The sequence below is a fragment of the Rossellomorea vietnamensis genome, from assembly GCF_008180415.1.
Lineage (GTDB): Bacteria > Bacillota > Bacilli > Bacillales > Bacillaceae_B > Rossellomorea > Rossellomorea vietnamensis_C.
The window spans coordinates 330,451-347,656 of the sequence record NZ_VTEI01000002.1 but is presented as its reverse complement, the minus strand read 5'-3'; the positions used below and the strand labels follow the sequence as shown (position 1 = coordinate 347,656).

The following is a 17,206-nucleotide window of genomic DNA, read 5'->3' as shown; positions in this document are numbered from 1 at the left end:
AAAGTGGCAGAAATTAAAGTACCAGAATTAGCAGAATCCATTACAGAGGGTACAATTGCCCAGTGGCTGAAGCAACCGGGAGACTATGTTGAAAAAGGGGAATACATTGTTGAACTTGAAACAGATAAGGTCAACGTGGAAGTCATTTCTGAGGAAGCAGGAACTATTCAGGAGTTAAAAGCTGAAGAAGGAGATACGGTAGAAGTAGGCCAGGTCATTGCGATAGTCGGTGAAGGCGGACAACAGCCGGCGTCTTCTGGAAATGCAGCAGAGGAAAAAGTTGAAGCTCCAAAAGAAGAAGCACAACCGGAAGAAACTTCTTCAAAACAGGATGATCAAGACAGCAAAAAAGAGCGTGTAATCGCATCTCCTGCTGCTCGCAAGCTTGCTCGTGAAAAAGGCATCGACTTATCACAGGTGTCTACAGACCCGCTTGGAAGAGTTCGCAAACAAGATATTGAAGCTTATGAGAACAAGCCACAGGCTGCTCCTTCTAAGCCTGCAGCATCTGAAAGCAAACCAGCCGCTGCACCTAAGCAAGATAATGGTAAACCGGTTGTACGTGAAAAAATGTCACGCAGACGCCAGACGATCGCCAAACGCCTGGTTGAAGTTCAGCAAAACGCTGCAATGCTTACGACCTTCAATGAAATTGATATGTCAAAGGTAATGGAATTGCGCAAGCGCAAAAAAGATAAATTCTTTGAGTCTCATGATGTACGCCTAGGGTTTATGTCATTCTTCACTAAAGCAGTCGTAGCAGCACTGAAGAAATATCCATATGTAAATGCTGAAATCGACGGCAATGAAGTTGTGCTTAAGAAGTACTATGATGTAGGAGTTGCGGTTTCAACTGATGATGGTCTTGTAGTACCGGTAGTAAGAGACTGTGACCGGAAAAACTTCGCAGAAATCGAAGGCGAAATCATGGAGCTTGCTACAAAAGCAAGGAAGAACAAATTAGCTCTCAGCGACCTTCAAGGCGGATCATTCACTATCACAAACGGCGGTGTATTTGGATCATTGCTTTCCACGCCAATCCTGAATGGACCTCAAGTAGGTATCCTTGGAATGCATACAATCCAGCTTCGTCCAGTTGCAATTGATAAAGACACAATTGAAAATCGTCCAATGATGTATATTGCCCTTTCTTATGACCACCGTATCATTGATGGTAAAGAAGCGGTTGGATTCCTTTCCACAATCAAAAATCTTCTTGAAAATCCTGAAGATTTGCTGCTTGAAGGATAATAGATAAGTTGAAAACACCAGCAGAATGCTTCTGCTGGTGTTTTTTTAAAAGGGCATTTAAAACGTGCTGTTTCTAAGAATATAGCAAGCAGCATAGACAATCATTAAGAATTCACAATAAATGATTTCAGGCAGTCGCTCAGCGAAGTCAGCAGCTATTGAACCTAAAAAAAGGAGAAAGCCTTAGAAAAGGCTCTCTCAGACTATCTTTCACTCAGGGGGTACTGCAGAAACATTCGGTTTTCTTAAGTATCAAATTTAGGCTTATATCTTCCTAATTGGCCTTATTCCTCGACTATGAATCTCCTTCTTCAACATTTGAATCCAGTCACGATCAGTTCCGGTTTTCTCCGCGTCACGATAAGCTGCAACCAACTGTTCATTACTCATAATCCTCATGGAAAACCTCCTAGGAAAATTAAATATAGAATTTTCTATATTTTCTATTTATTCTACAACTATTTCTGCCAGAAGAAAAGGGGTATTACAGAAAAATTTATAGAAGTTTTTACCATTCTTTAAAAATTTGCAATTCGATGGATTAAGACGTTCAGTGATTAAGAAAAGGTGAACTCCTTAGATTTACACCGCTTACAAGTAAGCGAAAGTTCTTCAGCTAAATAATAATTTTTCTTTGCGTTTTTCGTATACGGTGTTGCTATTCCATATAAATTTCAATATCGTTCACCATAAATGAACGGAAATTCCCTGGTAAGCAAGAAAGAAAAGAACTGCTCTTCCTATTTAGAGAGAGAAACTCGGGCTCTAGCCAGGCCGCTGATAAAGTCCAACAATTTGTCTAAAGGCAGAATCGCTCGCACTTCCAAGAGCGATTCTGCCTTTTTCATAAAAAGTTTATGAAAGAGTGCTGGTTTTTTGTTGAGGAGGGCCACTCCGCTTGATTAAGTGAATAAGGTAATGAGCTTTAGAGAGAGCGTCCAGTCATTCCCTTAATTGGGTACTGATCCGTGAATAAGGGAACTTTTTTCCCTTATCTGCAATTTCAAGCTCATTACGGGGAAAATAGAGGAACTTTTTTCCGTTATATGATGAAAAGTACAATTTTTCTAGCGTATTAAGCTAATTAAGGGAAATTTATTACCCTATTTTAGCTTTTCTTAGAGTTTTTTAAGAAATAAGGGAATCTCTTTCCTCTATTTACATCCAAAGCTTGCTTTAACCTAAGATGAAGTCAATAAAATCCTTCCTTAAAGAGGAAGAGGAGGTTGACTTTTTTCTTGCTCTCTATTCTGCATCAGCGTTAGAATCCAGTGGTGTTTTTTATTTTCCTGCCACCGCTGGAAAGACAGAAGGGTACTAATTAGAGGCAGTGACCGGTGGTGCCCTCGTTTAAGCCCTTGGAATTTTTTAGAAGGCAGCAATTTATGTAAAACAGCCTTCTTTAAAGGAGTGCGTATTGCTGAATTACATACCAATAAAGAAAGAAAACGAAGTACACAGTGTTGCATTTTTAATATTCCGAAATTTATGATAATATAAGGGCGGGAGATGTGGAGAACTTCAAGTAGTGCAGATCGCTTCCAATCCACAAAGGAAAAATCTTTTGCTTGAATGGGGGATATACTTTGACTAATTTATTGAATGTCACTGTAGGAAGATTACTGGAAGAGAAGGCTGAATTACAAGGGGAAAGAGAGGCAGTCATTTACAGTGACCGCAATTTAAGAATGTCTTATGGAGAGTTTGATCAACACTGCAGAAAAGTGGCAAGGGGCTTAATGGGACTGGGACTGCAGAAAGGGGAGCATATGGCTGTTTGGTCGACTAATACTCCCGAGTGGCTTGCCAGTCAGTTTGCTACTGGGAAGATGGGTGCTGTGTTGGTAACAGTCAATACCAATTATCGCACGGCTGAACTGGAATATTTGCTGAAACAGTCAGACGCAACTACCATTCTCTTGATGGACCAATATCGAGATGCTTCATATATCGAGATGCTTTATGAAATATGTCCTGAATTAAAAAATTCTCAGCCTGGAAACCTGGAGAGCAAACGCCTGCCCAGCTTACGGAATGTTATTGTCCTCAGTGAGAATCGATACAGCGGTACATACAATTGGCAGGATATTTTAAATATGGCTGATTCAGTTGAAGAGTCAGAATTGGTTGAACGCATGGGAAGCCTGAAGCCTCATGATGTCATAAATATGCAGTACACTTCAGGAACAACCGGCTTCCCTAAAGGGGTAATGCTCACCCACAGCAATATAGTGAATAACGCTTACAATATTGCGCAATGTATGAAGTTAACCGAGCAGGACCGCTTATGTATCCCTGTTCCTTTTTTCCATTGCTTTGGGTGCGTACTTGGAACCATGGCATGTGTATCTGTAGGTGCTGCTATGGTTCCTGTGCAGGAGTTCAATCCCAGAACGGTATTAGAAACAGTTCAGAATGAAAAATGTACGGGGCTGCACGGGGTACCGACAATGTTCATCGCAGAACTGAACCACCCCGAATTCGACCAATTTGATCTTTCTTCTCTTCGGACGGGAATCATGGCAGGCAGCAACTGTCCCATTGAAGTAATGAAGGGTGTCATAGAAAGGATGGGTGCTGATCAGATAACAATTGCGTATGGCCAAACCGAAGCTTCTCCTGTTATTACTCAGACCAGGACAGATGATCCAATTGAACTTCGGGTTGAAACAGTAGGGCGTGCACTGCCCAATGTGGAAGTGAAGATTGTAAACCCCGGCACAGCTGAAGAGGTGCCTTCAGGAACGCAAGGGGAACTGTGCACACGAGGGTATCATGTCATGAAAGGCTACTATAAAAATGAGGAAGCCACATCCTCTGCCATTGATTCTGATGGCTGGCTTCATACGGGGGATCTCGCCGTTATGGATGAAAATGGATACTGCAGAATCACTGGAAGGCTGAAGGATATGATTATCAGGGGAGGGGAGAATATTTATCCTCGGGAAATAGAGGAGTTTTTATATACTCACTCCAAAGTCATGGATGTTCAAGTTGTTGGAATACCTGATGAAGTATATGGAGAAGAGGTCATGGCATGGGTCATCCTTAAAGAAGATGTAACAGCAACGGCCGAGGAACTGCGAGAATACTGCACAGGAAGAATTTCCCGTCATAAGATTCCGCGCTATATTGAGTTTACAGACGAATATCCTATGACAGCTTCAGGAAAGATACAAAAGTTCAGATTGAGAGAAGAGGCTGAAAGGAAGGCCTTGCAGCGTTAAATGAAATGAAGCCGGTCTGCTGTTTCAGCAGCCGGCTTCATCATTTAATTACGCAGATTTATGTATTTTTAATTTAAGTCACCTAAGTATGTCTTAATGCTGCTGTAAATCGCACTGCATATGTAAGGTAGCGCCTTAGTGATAGGTGGGGTGTGTTTCGTCCCGCACTTTCCAGCAATAAGGATTACTTGCCAACCTGCTGGATTGCTGTTAGTACGAGCATGCATGAAGGCCCCCTGCATGTAAATGGAGTACATTTTCTATAATTTATTCAAAAATATGCGAGATGAACTTTCAGAGTAATAGATATATATAGGGATATGACCATGCTTGAAAAAAGGAGTTTATTCATATAGTGTAGAAAGACAATAATGATGTGCTGGGTCAGAGGTTAACGAATAACATTTGAAGTCAATTCAACAGGGGGTTACATAGAAACAATGAAACTGTTTGTGTATGGATCTTTAAGGAAAAATCAAAAATACCATTACTACCTGGAAAAGTCCAGCCTGGTGTCAGAGCAAGCCTGGATGAATGGTGAGCTGTATGACACTGGTGAAGGCTATCCTGCTCTAAAAGAAGGGAACGAGAGGGTATTTGGAGAAATATATGAAATTAATCCGGCTGTGCTGGCGAGCATCGATGAATTAGAAGATTATAAGGAAAACAGAGATCATAACCTTTATTTAAGACAGTCGGCTCCTGTACAAACCGACAAAGGTCCGGTTGATGTCATATGTTACACTGGATATCAATCATCGCTTTTCCAGGAGCGTATAGCTTCGGGCGACTGGACATTACATACTTTTATGCAGCAAAAACCAGAATCTCTTCTTTATTTTGCCTATGGTTCGTGTATGGATCTTGAACGATTCAAGCTTGCAGGGGTTGATCATCATTTCCGAGAACCTCTGGGGAAAGGAATTTTGAATGGTTACTCAATGAAATATACCTTTATTGTGGAAGATGGAGGCCGGGGAGATATCCTTGAAGATGGAGGAACGACAGAAGGTATAGTATACAGACTTCCGTTCGAGGCTGTGGATTATCTTTACAAAAGAGAAGGCGTGGTACCCGGCAATTATAGGGCTGCACTTGTGAATATAGAAGTCAATGATGTGGTGATTCCCAATGTGCTGACGTTCATTGTAAATCACAAAGGTGAAGAAACCAGGCCGCCGGCTCATTATGCGAGAGAAATCCTAAGGGGGGCCCTGCCTTTCGTCAGCCAGGAGTATCATTTGAAGTTAAAAAAACAGCTGTTATTGCTGGGAATGTCCGAACAGGAAGTTGATGGGCTTTTGTCTGAATAAGTGAGATGGCGGCTTGGCTCCTGGATTGGACCGCAGACACATGCTGGCCGGCTGTAGAAAGTTGTGGTCGGCAATACTCACCATTTAGAGCAAAAAGAAAATTTTATAAAGGTGAAATGAATGAACACTAATGAAATTATTAAGGCAATCGATGCCCACCATTGGGATTATGAAAAAGAATGGATCCCTTCTTATATTGAAACTTTAGAAGAAGACGGATTGAGAGCGATAAAGAATCCGCGATTAAACAATGTTTTCAGTAATAAAGTAGTGGAGTTGTCCGCTACTGATCCTGACTGCAGAATGAATAAATGGCGGAAGGTGAAGGCCTTTTTTGGAGAGAATTCTTTCAGTCTCTGGCTGGAGAGATCTCAGAGCAGCTTGCTGTCCCCATTATTAAAAGCTGATGGATATGAAATGACAGACAGATATGACGGGCTTGCCTGCATGTTGAACAATCTGCCTGCATCCTTGCCTCAAAACAGAGAAATCCGATTGAGTGATGTAGAGGATGAAGAAGAAATACAAAGTCTGGTAGAAGTATCTTCAACAATTTGGGGGTACCAGGAAGATCAGTATGGAAAGCTTTTCGACCAAAGAAAAAGTTATATAACCTCCCCTTACAGGAAAGGGGGATATATATTGGCTCGTAAGGATTCCAAGCCGGCGGGGTACAGTAATTACAGGTACAGCAGTGACGGCCGGACGATGTTCATGAATGGAGGAGGGGTGCTCCCTGAATTAAGGCATCAGGGAATTTATTCTGAAATGGTCAACTTCCGCTTGGCTCATGCCAGAAGTAAGGGAGCTATCCTTGCAACTTGCCAAGCCAGACAAGGCCACTCCTCTCCTGTTTTAAAGAAGCTCGGGTTTAAACAATACGCTGAATATGACTATTGGGTGTATAATAGATAAACAACCTGATAGCTATTAAGACAGGAGGAAGAGCATGGCTTTCTTGATAGAACTCGTAAATGATCTAGGCTATTTTGCCATGTTTATATTCAGCTGGCTGATTTTTATAGGACTGCCGCTGCCCAATGAAGCAGCAGCAGCCTTTTCAGGTGTGCTCACAGAATGGAGAGGCTATTCGCCTGTCCTCGCCTTTACATCAACCTACTTGGGTATCATCAGTTCAGGCACATTTGGTTATGGAGTCGGAAGATGGGCAAAGGCACGTGTTCTGTATAAAATTGAAACATCTAAATCAAAAAAGCTTTACCGCAAGGCTCAAACCTGGTTGAGACAGTACGGTCCAATCGGGATATCTTTCAGTTATTTCATACCAGGTGTCCGCTTGGTCATGCCCTATATAGCGGGTGCGTCGGGAATATCTTTCCGCACCTTCATGATGGCTGCTTATCCTGCTGCCTTTATTTGGTGCATGATTTATTTTCAGATAGGCAGGCTTTTTCCATCCACTTTTACAATTATCATTGAACATCTTTCTTTAGTCGCTGCGGCAGCGGCTGTGATTGTGTTCTTCGCACTGATTGGGTTTTGTTATTTCAAAAGGAGGAAACAATCTTCGAGAACCATCATGAATAGAGGAGAATAAAACTAACCGCTGGGAATGATGTGGTCACTTTCTTCAACCAGTGTATAATAGCTCCCCAAAAAACCGATAGCCTTGATGACTGTCTGATTTCCTTCTTTGCCTTCAAACGTTCTTGATATTGTATTAAACAGAAGGTATCCGTCTTTTGTTTTAGAGCCGGTTATAATCAAAGTGCGGTATTCATCTGATTCCTGATCCTTCATTGTACAAGAAACGGGGCCGCAGGAGAGGCCATATTCATTTTTCAGCCACCTATTAAAATCTTGTTCTGTCGGACGGTGTGCCGCAGAATAAATTAATAACGCGCAAAGCAACATGGCCAGCAGTCGATTTAATAGTTTTTTCATTGCTTACAACCTCTCAAAAAATGTATATTCCTACTATACCATCTAATAAGTTACCGAGACAGCCCAGGGGTACTTCCATCCCAAATATAATGAAAATACTGTTCCATGGTCAAACCGGCTATTGAAGTCCGTGCCCGGGGAGAATATACTATAGGGAAAGATAAAGAAAGGAGAATCCCAAAATGATTCATCGCGATTGGACAAACCGTCCTTCCATCAAAACCGTCAAATGTAAACATACGAACGCTGCGAAGTATAAGGTTGAAAACGTGTTAACACCTGGAAAAACCTATGAGGTTAAAAACGAGTCAGAAGATTATCTGTTTGTTGTTGATGACAGCGGCAAAATGGGCGGCTTCTATAAAGACTATTTTGAGGAAGCGAAATAAGGTCAGGTGAGTAAGAAGGAGTGGGTTGCATAGGCAATCCACTCCTTTTTTTGATGTGCTTTTTTCGTAAACACTGTTCCTATTACATATAAGTTTTAAAAAAACTACCGTCATAAATGAGCGAAAAAAACTATTAAACAAGAAAGTAAAGAGCTGCTCTTCCGGTTAAAGAGAAAAACTCAGATTTCAGGGAGGGAATCCGATACCCGAGATTTTTCCGAAAGCCACAATTTATGAGAAAACAGCCTTTTGATATGACAGGGTAAACTATAAGTATGATCGATTCTTTCACAGGCAGGAGATACAGGCAAATTGATGTGCGTATATTAATTGTGATTTTGTTCAACGGCAATCTTCCTAAGACGGTGAGATAACGTATTGCGAATAGGAATAACGATATCCTATAGAAGAATGAACCTTAAAACACGAAGTCAAAACTCAATACGATTTTTTTGAAGTATTTTTAAAGCTCTTTCGCAAAGATTGTGGCTATTGAGAAATAATGGATTTCCGCTCCAGGCGGACGACTTCGCGGGGCGGGCGCCCGGCCTCCTCGGCTTCATAAAAAGCGGAAGCGGCCGTTCAGCGACGTACAGATTTTAGGGCTCTCGCATGAGATAAAGGAATCACGAAGAGCGACAGCGATTCGATGATGACTTATCGCAAGGAGAGAGACCGAAATCTGCTAGCCGCTGGCCGCTGAAGCTAGATTCGCCTTTATAAAAAGTGGATGCGCCCTTGTTAGGCCCGACAGGCAAATAACCCAAAGCGAAAAAAAGCGGTCTTCCCTTTTATTCGCTTTGGGTTATTTGATCCCGAGGGGCTAGGCGCTGGAACTAGACGACCGCTATTCCCGCAGGAGATCGCACGCCTTATACTTCAATCCTCCTACGAAAAGAGGGATGAAAGTAAAATCGTATTCTAATGTAATATTTTCTTAGAAAAGAATACTTTCGAATTTTTTAACTTCCAATAAAACCCAATTAGCAAGATTCTTCCCACAAATATTATGTTTTTTCTCTCTAAACGATGGAGTATCTCTTTACTTCTTGCTCACCAGAATATTTTAGTGAATGATATCTGACTAAATTCATATTAAATAGCAACTAAGTTTACGAAGAGAGCTATTTCTAAAAACCAGCTTCTGGATTTGCTGCCAAGCCTCAAGATTGAAAAGATTCCGCGATGTTACCCGCGAACACTAGAGTAAGAGTAAGAACCTTCCAGGATAATGGCTGGTTAATAGAAATTCACTTTCGTATTTACTTTTCGCAAACGCTTTGAAACACGTTAAAACTACAATCGTTGCAGTGAAAACGTTTTTACATGTAGAATGGTCTCTAGTGCAGAATTTCGTTTTTAGGAAGGAAGTATAATTATGACGATTGAAAATCAATTACCTAGTGCTATTTCAGATATTTTAACTAATAGAAGAGGCCAATTTGCCAACAGGGAAGACCAGACACTGATAGGGGAAGGGGGCTATACTGCAGAAGATGCCGCGGTACTGGAGGATGCAGTGATTGCCCTTGCGATGGGGAAGAATGTGTTGCTGAAAGGGCCTACGGGTTCTGGGAAAACAAAGCTTGCCGAGACCCTCTCATCTCTGTTTGCACAGCCGATGCACAGCATCAATTGTTCAGTCGACATGGATGCCGAAGCCCTGCTTGGGTACAAGACAATTGCCGAAAAAGAGGGCAGGAATACGATAGAGTTCATCGAAGGCCCAGTAATCGAAGCGATGAAAAAAGGACATCTTCTCTACATTGATGAAATTAATATGGCTAAGCCGGAAACTCTTCCGATTCTAAATGGGGTGCTGGATTATCGGAGGATGATTACAAATCCGTTCACTGGCGGCGTCATTAAAGCAACTGAGACATTCGGAGTTGTAGCTGCAATTAATGAAGGGTACGTGGGAACTGTTCCTTTAAATGAAGCATTGAAGAACAGGTTTGTTGTCATCGATGTTCCTTATATCAGCGGCGAGACTTTAAAGTCTGTACTTATGGCACAAAGCAAACAGCAGGATGAGAAGCTTGTAGAGAAGTTTATCTCCTTGTCTTCCGATCTGCTGGTACAGGTTCGGAATGGGCAGATTTCTGAAGAAGCTGCTTCCATAAGGGCGCTGATAGATGCCTGCGACCTTGCCGTTTACCTTCCTCCACTGAGAGCCATTCAGCGTGGAATTATTGACAAGCTGGAGGATGACAGAGAAAAAGCCGCCATCCTGAATATTGCAGAAACTTTATTTGAGTAAGGGTTGATTGTATGCAGAGATTTATTCAGTTTAACGATGAAACGATCGATTCATTTCTCTTTATGGAACTTTCCGACCTGGCCAAGACCCTCTCTAAAAACAGCGGGATGGAGCTGGAGTATGGTCCACATTCCTACTTGGACTATAAAAACGAAAAGGTCTTTGTTACACACTTTTGGGATCATAGAAGCAAGGTGGAAGAACTTCATGGTTTAAAAAGTGATATCTTTCTCAGGACAATCGGTAATCTCAAACATACTGATGTTTCTAAAACGGCTGAGTACATCGAGAAGGTCAAGGAGACACGGCTTTCAAGCTTGGGCAAGCAATTATTTGTTCTGGGAGAAGACATTCGCTTAGAGGAGATCTGCAAAAGGGAGAGGCCGGGTACAAAAAAGGCCTTTGCAACGAGAAGAAGCTTGTACCGTCAGCATTTTCAATCGCAATTAAAAGTAAACCTTGTAAAAAGTGTATTTACAGACTCCTTGTTTAACAGCATATATCTGATTCTCAATGCACAGTCTCCTCTGGAACAAGCTGCATCCATCAATGAGCGGATAGACCTTGCCATGCCTTACGTGAGCAGTACTCTTTCCAGGTTTTTTGAAACTGAATCAACTGAAGATGTCAGCCGGATTTGTCTGGAATTAATGGAAGTATTCGAGGAGATTCTTGAAAAAGATATGCTCAATGAGTATTTTCATTTGCCGGAAAAAGTCTTTACCCAGGATGAGCAAGGAATGACCATTGAAGATCTTAAAAGAAAAGATCCGCTTCAAAATGATGATACTCTTGAAGAAAAAAGTACTGGAGAAGAAGAAGTATTTGAGGAGGAAATGAAGACTTGGCATCGAGAAACGAGTGATAAAGGAGATTCCTTTTTGCAGTTTGATCTCGATCAAGGTTCTAAATCCGATTTAATGGGCAATGGAGTGAGAGAAGGAGAGAAAGGCGACCAGGCACTTGGTATGGTGCAAGGCTCTTCACAAGAGACAGCTAACAAGGATTTTTCACAAATGGAAGCAGCTCGGCAGGATCATGAAGAGGAAAAAGGCGGAGGGGAAACAGAGTATGGAAAAGAAAACCGATTTGCCTATCCGATTTTCCTAAAGCCGGATCACCCGAACTATGAGGAATTTAAGGCTTATGATCATAATAAAGGACTGATTTCTCCTTATCAGAAGAAGCTTCAGAAGATGATAGAAAAAACGTTGGAACATAAAAAAATTCTGCCAAGAAGTGACCTGCATTTCGGACGATTGAATAAGAAGTTATTAAGGTTCCTGACTGATGACAATCCAAGACTTTTTCATAAGAAACAGAATCCTTCAACAGAGATTGATGCTGTCTTTTCCCTGTTGGTGGATTGTTCTGCTTCCATGTATGACAAAATGGAACAAACTAAGCTTGGAATCACACTTTTTCATGAATCCTTAAAATCATTGAGAGTTCCCCATGAAGTAGTGGGATTCTGGGAAGATACCAACCATGCTACAGAAACAAAGCAGCCCAACTATATGAAAGCTGTCCTGGATTTTAGGACCAGCCTGAAGCCTGGCATGGGTGCCGAAATTATGAGTTTGCAGCCTGAGGAAGACAATCGTGATGGTTTTGCAATCAGACTGATGACAGAAAGACTGCTTCAGCGAAGTGAAAAACAGAAATTCCTCCTGGTATTTTCAGATGGTGAACCAGCAGCCTTCGGATACGAACAAAATGGAATCGTAGATACACATGAAGCGGTCTTGCAAGCCAGAAAACAGGGGATTGAAGTGATCAATGTTTTTCTTTCAAATGATGAAATTACGGAAGCGCAGCGGAAAATGATTGAAAATATCTATGGGAAATTCAGCATCCTGGTTTCTAATGTTGAAGAACTGCCTGATGTTCTCTTTCCTTTGCTGAGACGCCTTTTGATTAAAAGTATATGAACCCGGCCTGTCACTTATTGTGGCAGGTCTTTTTAAAAGGCTGTTTCGCATAGATTGTGGCTATTTTAAAAGTAATGGATTTCCGCTCCAGGCGGCGACTCCGCGGGGCGGGCGTTGAGCCTCCTCGGCTTCGCCTGCGGGGTCTCACTGTCCTTGAAAAGTGAAAGCACCTTGGTCAGACCCGAAAGGCAAATGTTCTCAAGAGAAAAAAAGCGGTCTTTCCTTTTATTCTCTTAAGGTTATTTGACCCCGAGGGGCTAGGTGCTGGAGCTAGTTCCCGCTAATCCCGCAGGAGGTCGCACGCCTTCCGCTCCAATCCTTCTAAGTAAAGGGGAAAAGGAAAAAATATTCAAAAGCAACAATCTTTTAGAAAGGCTCTTTTCGTAAACTTTGTTGCTATTTGATACTAATACCGAAAAAAATAACCATATTAAGAGGAATGAAAACTGGTAACACCGAAAAGAAAAGAGCTACACTCTCTCGACATGAGATAAAACTCTTAGTATCCGGGGGGAAATCCGGCTCTTGGGATTTTCCGAAAGCAACAATATATGCGAAAACAGCCTTTAGAAAAGAGCCTTTTTATAAGTTAAGAAAGATAAAATTTTCAGTCCGAAAATTAGTGAGTGTTTCTCAAGCCGGCTCCAGCACCCGAGGGTCCGTACCTACCGGAACGGATTTAGCCCCTCGGGATAAAATTACACTAAGAGAATAAAAGGAAAGCCTGCCTTTTTTCTGTCTAGAACATTTGCCTGTGGGGGCTGACCAAGTCGCTTGCGTTTTTGTTCTTCTAGTTTTACATAGAGATGTAATGGATATTATATAGAGATAGGTTCTGTACCTTCAGAAACAGAAATAAGCGTCATAATACGTTAGTTCCAGTTGTACATATCTTTTATTCTTTAAAGAAAGGAAGGAATCTAATGGAAGAACTCGATCTGCATCATATTTTTGAATTAGGGTTAATTCTGGTCATGATAGCTGCCGGTATTACGGCGATTGCTAAAAAATTCAAACAGCCATATCCGATTGCTCTCGTTATCATTGGTGCCTTGATAGGTCTTTTCAATATTCCGGTATTGGAGCCTTTGAAACTGTTTATAACAGAAGGAGAAGTTTTCAACTTTGTCATCATTACTCTTTTTTTGCCGGCTCTTCTCGGAGAAGCAGCGCTAAAGCTTCCTTTCTCGCATTTAAAAGAGAATAGGAAACCAATTTTTACACTGGCGTTTGGGGGTACCTTCCTCTCTTACTTGATCATTGGGTTCGGTACTATGTACTTTTTCAACTTTTCCATCCCTGCAGCCTTTGTTTTTGCAGCCTTAATGAGTGCAACCGACCCTGTAAGTGTACTCTCCATCTTCAAGAGCGTCGGCGTCCATAAAAGGCTTTCTGTCGTAATTGAAGGTGAAAGCTTGTTCAATGATGGACTTGCGGTCGTACTTTTTAATATTTCAGCATTCTACTTGCTCTCCTATCTGGATGCTGGATGGTCCGGCTTGGGGAGCGGTCTATGGGAGTTTATCAGGGTCGTTGCGCTCGGACTGATCATCGGGGGTTCACTTGGTTATGGATTCTCGATCCTGACCAAGTATTTTGATGATTATCCTCTGGAAATCATATTCAGTGTCATCCTTTTTTATGGTTCCTTTTTGCTGGCAGAAAGCGTACATGCTTCAGGAGTCATAGCGGTGGTCGTCGCAGCCCTGATCTTCGGTAACTACGGCGGAAGAATAGGCATGAGCCCGACTACTAAATTGAATATCAATAACTTTTGGGATGTGGCGGCTCTCCTAGCCAATTCACTTGTATTCCTTATGGTAGGGCTGGAAATAACCAGGATTGATTTAGTGGATAAGTGGCAGCTGATCATTGCGGCCATTCCCCTTGTCCTGATAGCAAGGAGTGCTGCTGTTTATGGAAGTCTGATGCTTATCAAGAGTTTTCCGCTTAAGTGGAAGCACATCTTGAACTGGGGCGGCTTAAAGGGTTCCTTATCTGTAGCTCTTGTACTGAGCCTGCCAAGGGACTTTCCTGGCAGGGAAGACATCCTTGTCCTGGCCTTCAGCGTCGTTTTATTTTCACTTGTGGTCCAAGGTCTCTCCTTAAAACCGTTGATCGGGTTTCTTGGGGTGAAACCTGACAGAGAAGGCTCTATTGAATTCGAGAAACTTATTGCAGAACTGCACCGCTATGAAACAGCGATAGCTGAAATCCATAGAGTGAAGAAAAAGCTGTATATCACGGACCCAGTATCTGATGACTTGATCAAAACGTACCAGGAAAAAATTGATCAGTTGAAAAACCAGATTAATGAGTTGTTCGACCGAGTTCCTGATTTAAAGCAAAAACAAATGAATACATTGAGAAAGCATACCTTGTATGCGGAACACGAAGCGGTTGACCTTCTTCTTAGAGAAGAAATAATTTCGAATGAAACAGCAGATAGGGAACATGAACGAATCACGGATGCAATTGTTAATATTGAAGACAGGCATTGAGTCCTTGGGGTGAGCAACAAAAAAAGGCTGGGTATCAGCCTTTTTTTGTACTCTATTTTAAATGCAGCAGTTTGTTCTTTAAATCGTTTTCCATGGAAATCAATTCTTTTTCAGCCTGCTGCCTCTTCGAACGGCCTTCTTGCTGTATCCTCAGTGTTTCTTCAATAGTGGAGATCAGGTTTTCCTGCGTTTTTTTCAATGTTTCCATATCAATGATGGCCCGTTCATTTTCTTTTGCTGCCTCTATGCTGTTTGTTTTAAGCATTTGAGAATTTTTCAACAATAACTCATTGGTCGTATCTGATACCTGCTTTTGTGCCTGAACGGCTTTCTTTTGATGAAAAAGAGTGAGAGCGATGGCGATTTGGTTCTTCCAAAGGGGGATGCTGGTCAGTATGGAAGACTGTATTTTTTCAGCCAATGCTCCATTCGTGTTTTGGATGAGACGAATTTGCGGTGCTGTCTGAATCGTCATCTGTCTGCTGATTTTTAAATCATGAATCCTCTTTTCGAGGCGGTCAAGGAATTGCAGGGCGTCATTGACTTCTTGGTAGCCCATGTCATCTTGAGAAGATTCTGCTTTCCGCCTTAAAGCAGGGATGGTAACAGTCGTTAGTTCCTCATGCTTCAGTTCAGCAGCAGCAATATATATATTTAAAGACTGAAAATAAGTTTTATTCTTGTCATACAATTCATCCAGAAACCGGTTATCATCTATAAGAACATTTTTTGAATGTTCAAGTTTTACAGAAATTCGATCTACTTGACTGCCGATTTTTTGATATTTTGACAGGACTTCTTGTATAGAACTGGAGAGCTTGCCGAAAAATCTTTTGACGAAGCCTTTCTTCTCATCAGAAAGTTCCTCAGGGTTCATTTCTTTCAATCTCTTCATCAAGTCGTTCAGGACATCTCCGATCGGTCCGACATCTTTCTTTTGGACATGATCAAGCATGGAGTGAGAGAAGTTAGACATCTGGGTCTGTGCGGCTGTCCCATACTCCAGTATAGCCTGGCTGTTTCCGATGTCGATTTGCTTGGCGATATCCTGCGCTTTCTGCCTGTGTTCAGGTGTCAGGCGGTCGGCAAGCATCATGGGTGCATTGCTGACCTCATTTACTTCGGATTTGTTTCCGGCAAAAGGATCTGCCAAAAGACTTTCTAAATCATCATTTTTATAGTCAGTAGAATGATTTGAGTTCATGAGTTTGCTCCTTTTATTTTTTGTTTTTGCGTGCAACATCCAACTCGAAATCCAAGGTTTGGATGTCGTTGGAAAGTACACTCATCAGATCTTCTTGAAGCGAATCCTCCAGGGAATGGAGTGTGCGCTTGGCATCTTTTATAGACTGAAATACTTGATCATTTTTAATTGGCTGTGTAGCCAGGTAAGTATATTTCTCCGAAAGCTCCACCACGGAGTCCAGATGATAGAAGAAGAATTGTTCACTCTGATAAAACTTTTTCGGCTCTTTCCGAACAATTGCATAGATCCTGCGGGCGAGCCTGTTCAATTCCAGAATTTGTTTAAAGGCACCAAGGGAGCGGACTTGGAATTGAGCCTTTTGCAGGCGTTTGATTTTCACCTTGGCTTCTTTCAAGTTTTTATCTATATAACGGTAATCCTGTAAGGAAATGCCGTTTTCCTTAAGAAATCTCCTTGTGTACACCCATTTTCCAAGCGTGGAAGCCAGAAAGGCAGCAGCTATTCCGCCTAAAGCTCCTGCAGGAACGGATTGTTCGAATCCAAATATCATCACAAGGAAAGTGATGAAAAACCCATTAATTCCTAAAAATGACTTTAAGAATGTCAGAGGTATTGATTTCATATGATCTACTCCTTAAATCGTACTGTATTAAAAGCGATAGCTTTATTACTATTTATTACGATTCAATACTATAAAAGTTTCAAAAATCCTGCAAATATAGAGGAATTAAATATAAATGATTCTCGGCGACACTTGATTACTAGGGCTTTTTCTCTTCTCAATGGCCCGGTAACTTCATTTGCGAACCAGCATTGCAAATAAAAACTGACCAACTATTGGGCCAGTCTTATTTTGCCGCTGGAGCTGCCCTGACTCAACCGGCAAAAATTCCGCTGGCTGGCCCGGCAGCTTTCATCCGTTTACATATTATAATGTTTTAAAACTCTCCACCGAGCGGGAGTTTTCATCCGCCTCAAGTTCATTAATATGGCAAACGTCTACGCGGGAAGACGGACTCGCTCCATTCTTGACAAAGGTGACGAAATTCTCAATATCAGATTCATCTCCCTGAGCAGTAATTTCAACTGAACCATTATCGAGGTTCTTTGCCCAACCAGAGATGCCCATTTCGTCTGCCTTGTTTTTAGTGAAATGACGGAATCCAACTCCCTGTACGTGCCCTTCAACAAATAAATGTACTTTTCTCTTCATTTTAATCCT

The 17,206-nt window shown here is 41.8% G+C and carries 14 protein-coding genes; 9 read left to right on the top strand and 5 right to left on the bottom strand.

What is annotated here, in order from left to right:
• The first annotated feature begins 3 nt into the window (after positions 1-3).
• Positions 4-1,251 carry a 2-oxoglutarate dehydrogenase complex dihydrolipoyllysine-residue succinyltransferase gene (odhB, locus tag FZC78_RS04295; protein WP_148938418.1) on the top strand — a complete coding sequence of 416 codons (1,248 nt, stop codon included), beginning with the start codon at positions 4-6 and terminating at the stop codon, positions 1,249-1,251.
• A gap of 264 nt (positions 1,252-1,515) precedes the next feature.
• Here the strand turns inward: odhB and sda are convergent, their stop codons facing one another.
• Positions 1,516-1,650: a sporulation histidine kinase inhibitor Sda gene (gene sda / locus FZC78_RS04290; protein WP_148938417.1), complete on the bottom strand. Its 135-nt coding sequence runs from the start codon at positions 1,648-1,650 to the stop codon at positions 1,516-1,518.
• Between the two features lie 1,187 nt (positions 1,651-2,837).
• On the opposite strand from sda, the gene FZC78_RS04285 reads away from it, so the two are divergent.
• The 4 genes from FZC78_RS04285 (at position 2,838) to FZC78_RS04270 (ending at position 7,349) form a co-directional block, all read left to right on the top strand.
• The gene (locus tag FZC78_RS04285; RefSeq protein WP_148938416.1) at positions 2,838-4,478 is read left to right on the top strand and encodes an AMP-binding protein; all 1,641 of its coding nucleotides are present in this window, start codon (positions 2,838-2,840) and stop codon (positions 4,476-4,478) included.
• A gap of 440 nt (positions 4,479-4,918) precedes the next feature.
• Complete coding sequence (locus FZC78_RS04280; protein WP_252183497.1) at positions 4,919-5,791, top strand: gamma-glutamylcyclotransferase; 873 nt, start codon at positions 4,919-4,921, stop codon at positions 5,789-5,791.
• A gap of 120 nt (positions 5,792-5,911) precedes the next feature.
• Complete coding sequence (locus FZC78_RS04275) at positions 5,912-6,706, top strand: GNAT family N-acetyltransferase (RefSeq protein ID WP_148938414.1); 795 nt, start codon at positions 5,912-5,914, stop codon at positions 6,704-6,706.
• Positions 6,707-6,740: 34 nt separating this feature from the next.
• Positions 6,741-7,349, top strand: coding sequence for a DedA family protein (locus FZC78_RS04270; RefSeq protein ID WP_148938413.1), 609 nt, complete (start codon positions 6,741-6,743; stop codon positions 7,347-7,349).
• Positions 7,350-7,351: 2 nt separating this feature from the next.
• On the opposite strand, the gene FZC78_RS04265 is transcribed toward FZC78_RS04270, so the two are convergent.
• The gene (locus FZC78_RS04265) at positions 7,352-7,696 is read right to left on the bottom strand and encodes a hypothetical protein (protein ID WP_148938412.1); all 345 of its coding nucleotides are present in this window, start codon (positions 7,694-7,696) and stop codon (positions 7,352-7,354) included.
• A gap of 182 nt (positions 7,697-7,878) precedes the next feature.
• On the opposite strand from FZC78_RS04265, the gene FZC78_RS04260 reads away from it, so the two are divergent.
• From FZC78_RS04260 to FZC78_RS04235, 4 genes are all read left to right on the top strand, one after another.
• Complete coding sequence (locus tag FZC78_RS04260; protein WP_148938411.1) at positions 7,879-8,085, top strand: DUF6501 family protein; 207 nt, start codon at positions 7,879-7,881, stop codon at positions 8,083-8,085.
• A 1,378-nt stretch (positions 8,086-9,463) separates the two neighbouring features.
• Positions 9,464-10,345: an ATP-binding protein gene (locus FZC78_RS04250; protein ID WP_148938410.1), complete on the top strand. Its 882-nt coding sequence runs from the start codon at positions 9,464-9,466 to the stop codon at positions 10,343-10,345.
• Between the two features lie 11 nt (positions 10,346-10,356).
• Positions 10,357-12,276: a vWA domain-containing protein gene (locus FZC78_RS04245; protein ID WP_148938409.1), complete on the top strand. Its 1,920-nt coding sequence runs from the start codon at positions 10,357-10,359 to the stop codon at positions 12,274-12,276.
• A gap of 923 nt (positions 12,277-13,199) precedes the next feature.
• Positions 13,200-14,777, top strand: coding sequence for a cation:proton antiporter (locus FZC78_RS04235; RefSeq protein WP_148938408.1), 1,578 nt, complete (start codon positions 13,200-13,202; stop codon positions 14,775-14,777).
• A 52-nt stretch (positions 14,778-14,829) separates the two neighbouring features.
• On the opposite strand, the gene FZC78_RS04230 is transcribed toward FZC78_RS04235, so the two are convergent.
• The 3 genes from FZC78_RS04230 to FZC78_RS04220 all read right to left on the bottom strand — a co-directional run bounded on the left by FZC78_RS04230 (position 14,830) and on the right by FZC78_RS04220 (position 17,197).
• Positions 14,830-15,981: a toxic anion resistance protein gene (locus FZC78_RS04230; RefSeq protein ID WP_148938407.1), complete on the bottom strand. Its 1,152-nt coding sequence runs from the start codon at positions 15,979-15,981 to the stop codon at positions 14,830-14,832.
• Between the two features lie 13 nt (positions 15,982-15,994).
• Positions 15,995-16,606 carry a 5-bromo-4-chloroindolyl phosphate hydrolysis family protein gene (locus FZC78_RS04225; protein ID WP_148938406.1) on the bottom strand — a complete coding sequence of 204 codons (612 nt, stop codon included), beginning with the start codon at positions 16,604-16,606 and terminating at the stop codon, positions 15,995-15,997.
• Between the two features lie 306 nt (positions 16,607-16,912).
• Complete coding sequence (locus FZC78_RS04220; protein WP_148938405.1) at positions 16,913-17,197, bottom strand: acylphosphatase; 285 nt, start codon at positions 17,195-17,197, stop codon at positions 16,913-16,915.
• Positions 17,198-17,206: the final 9 nt, after the last annotated feature.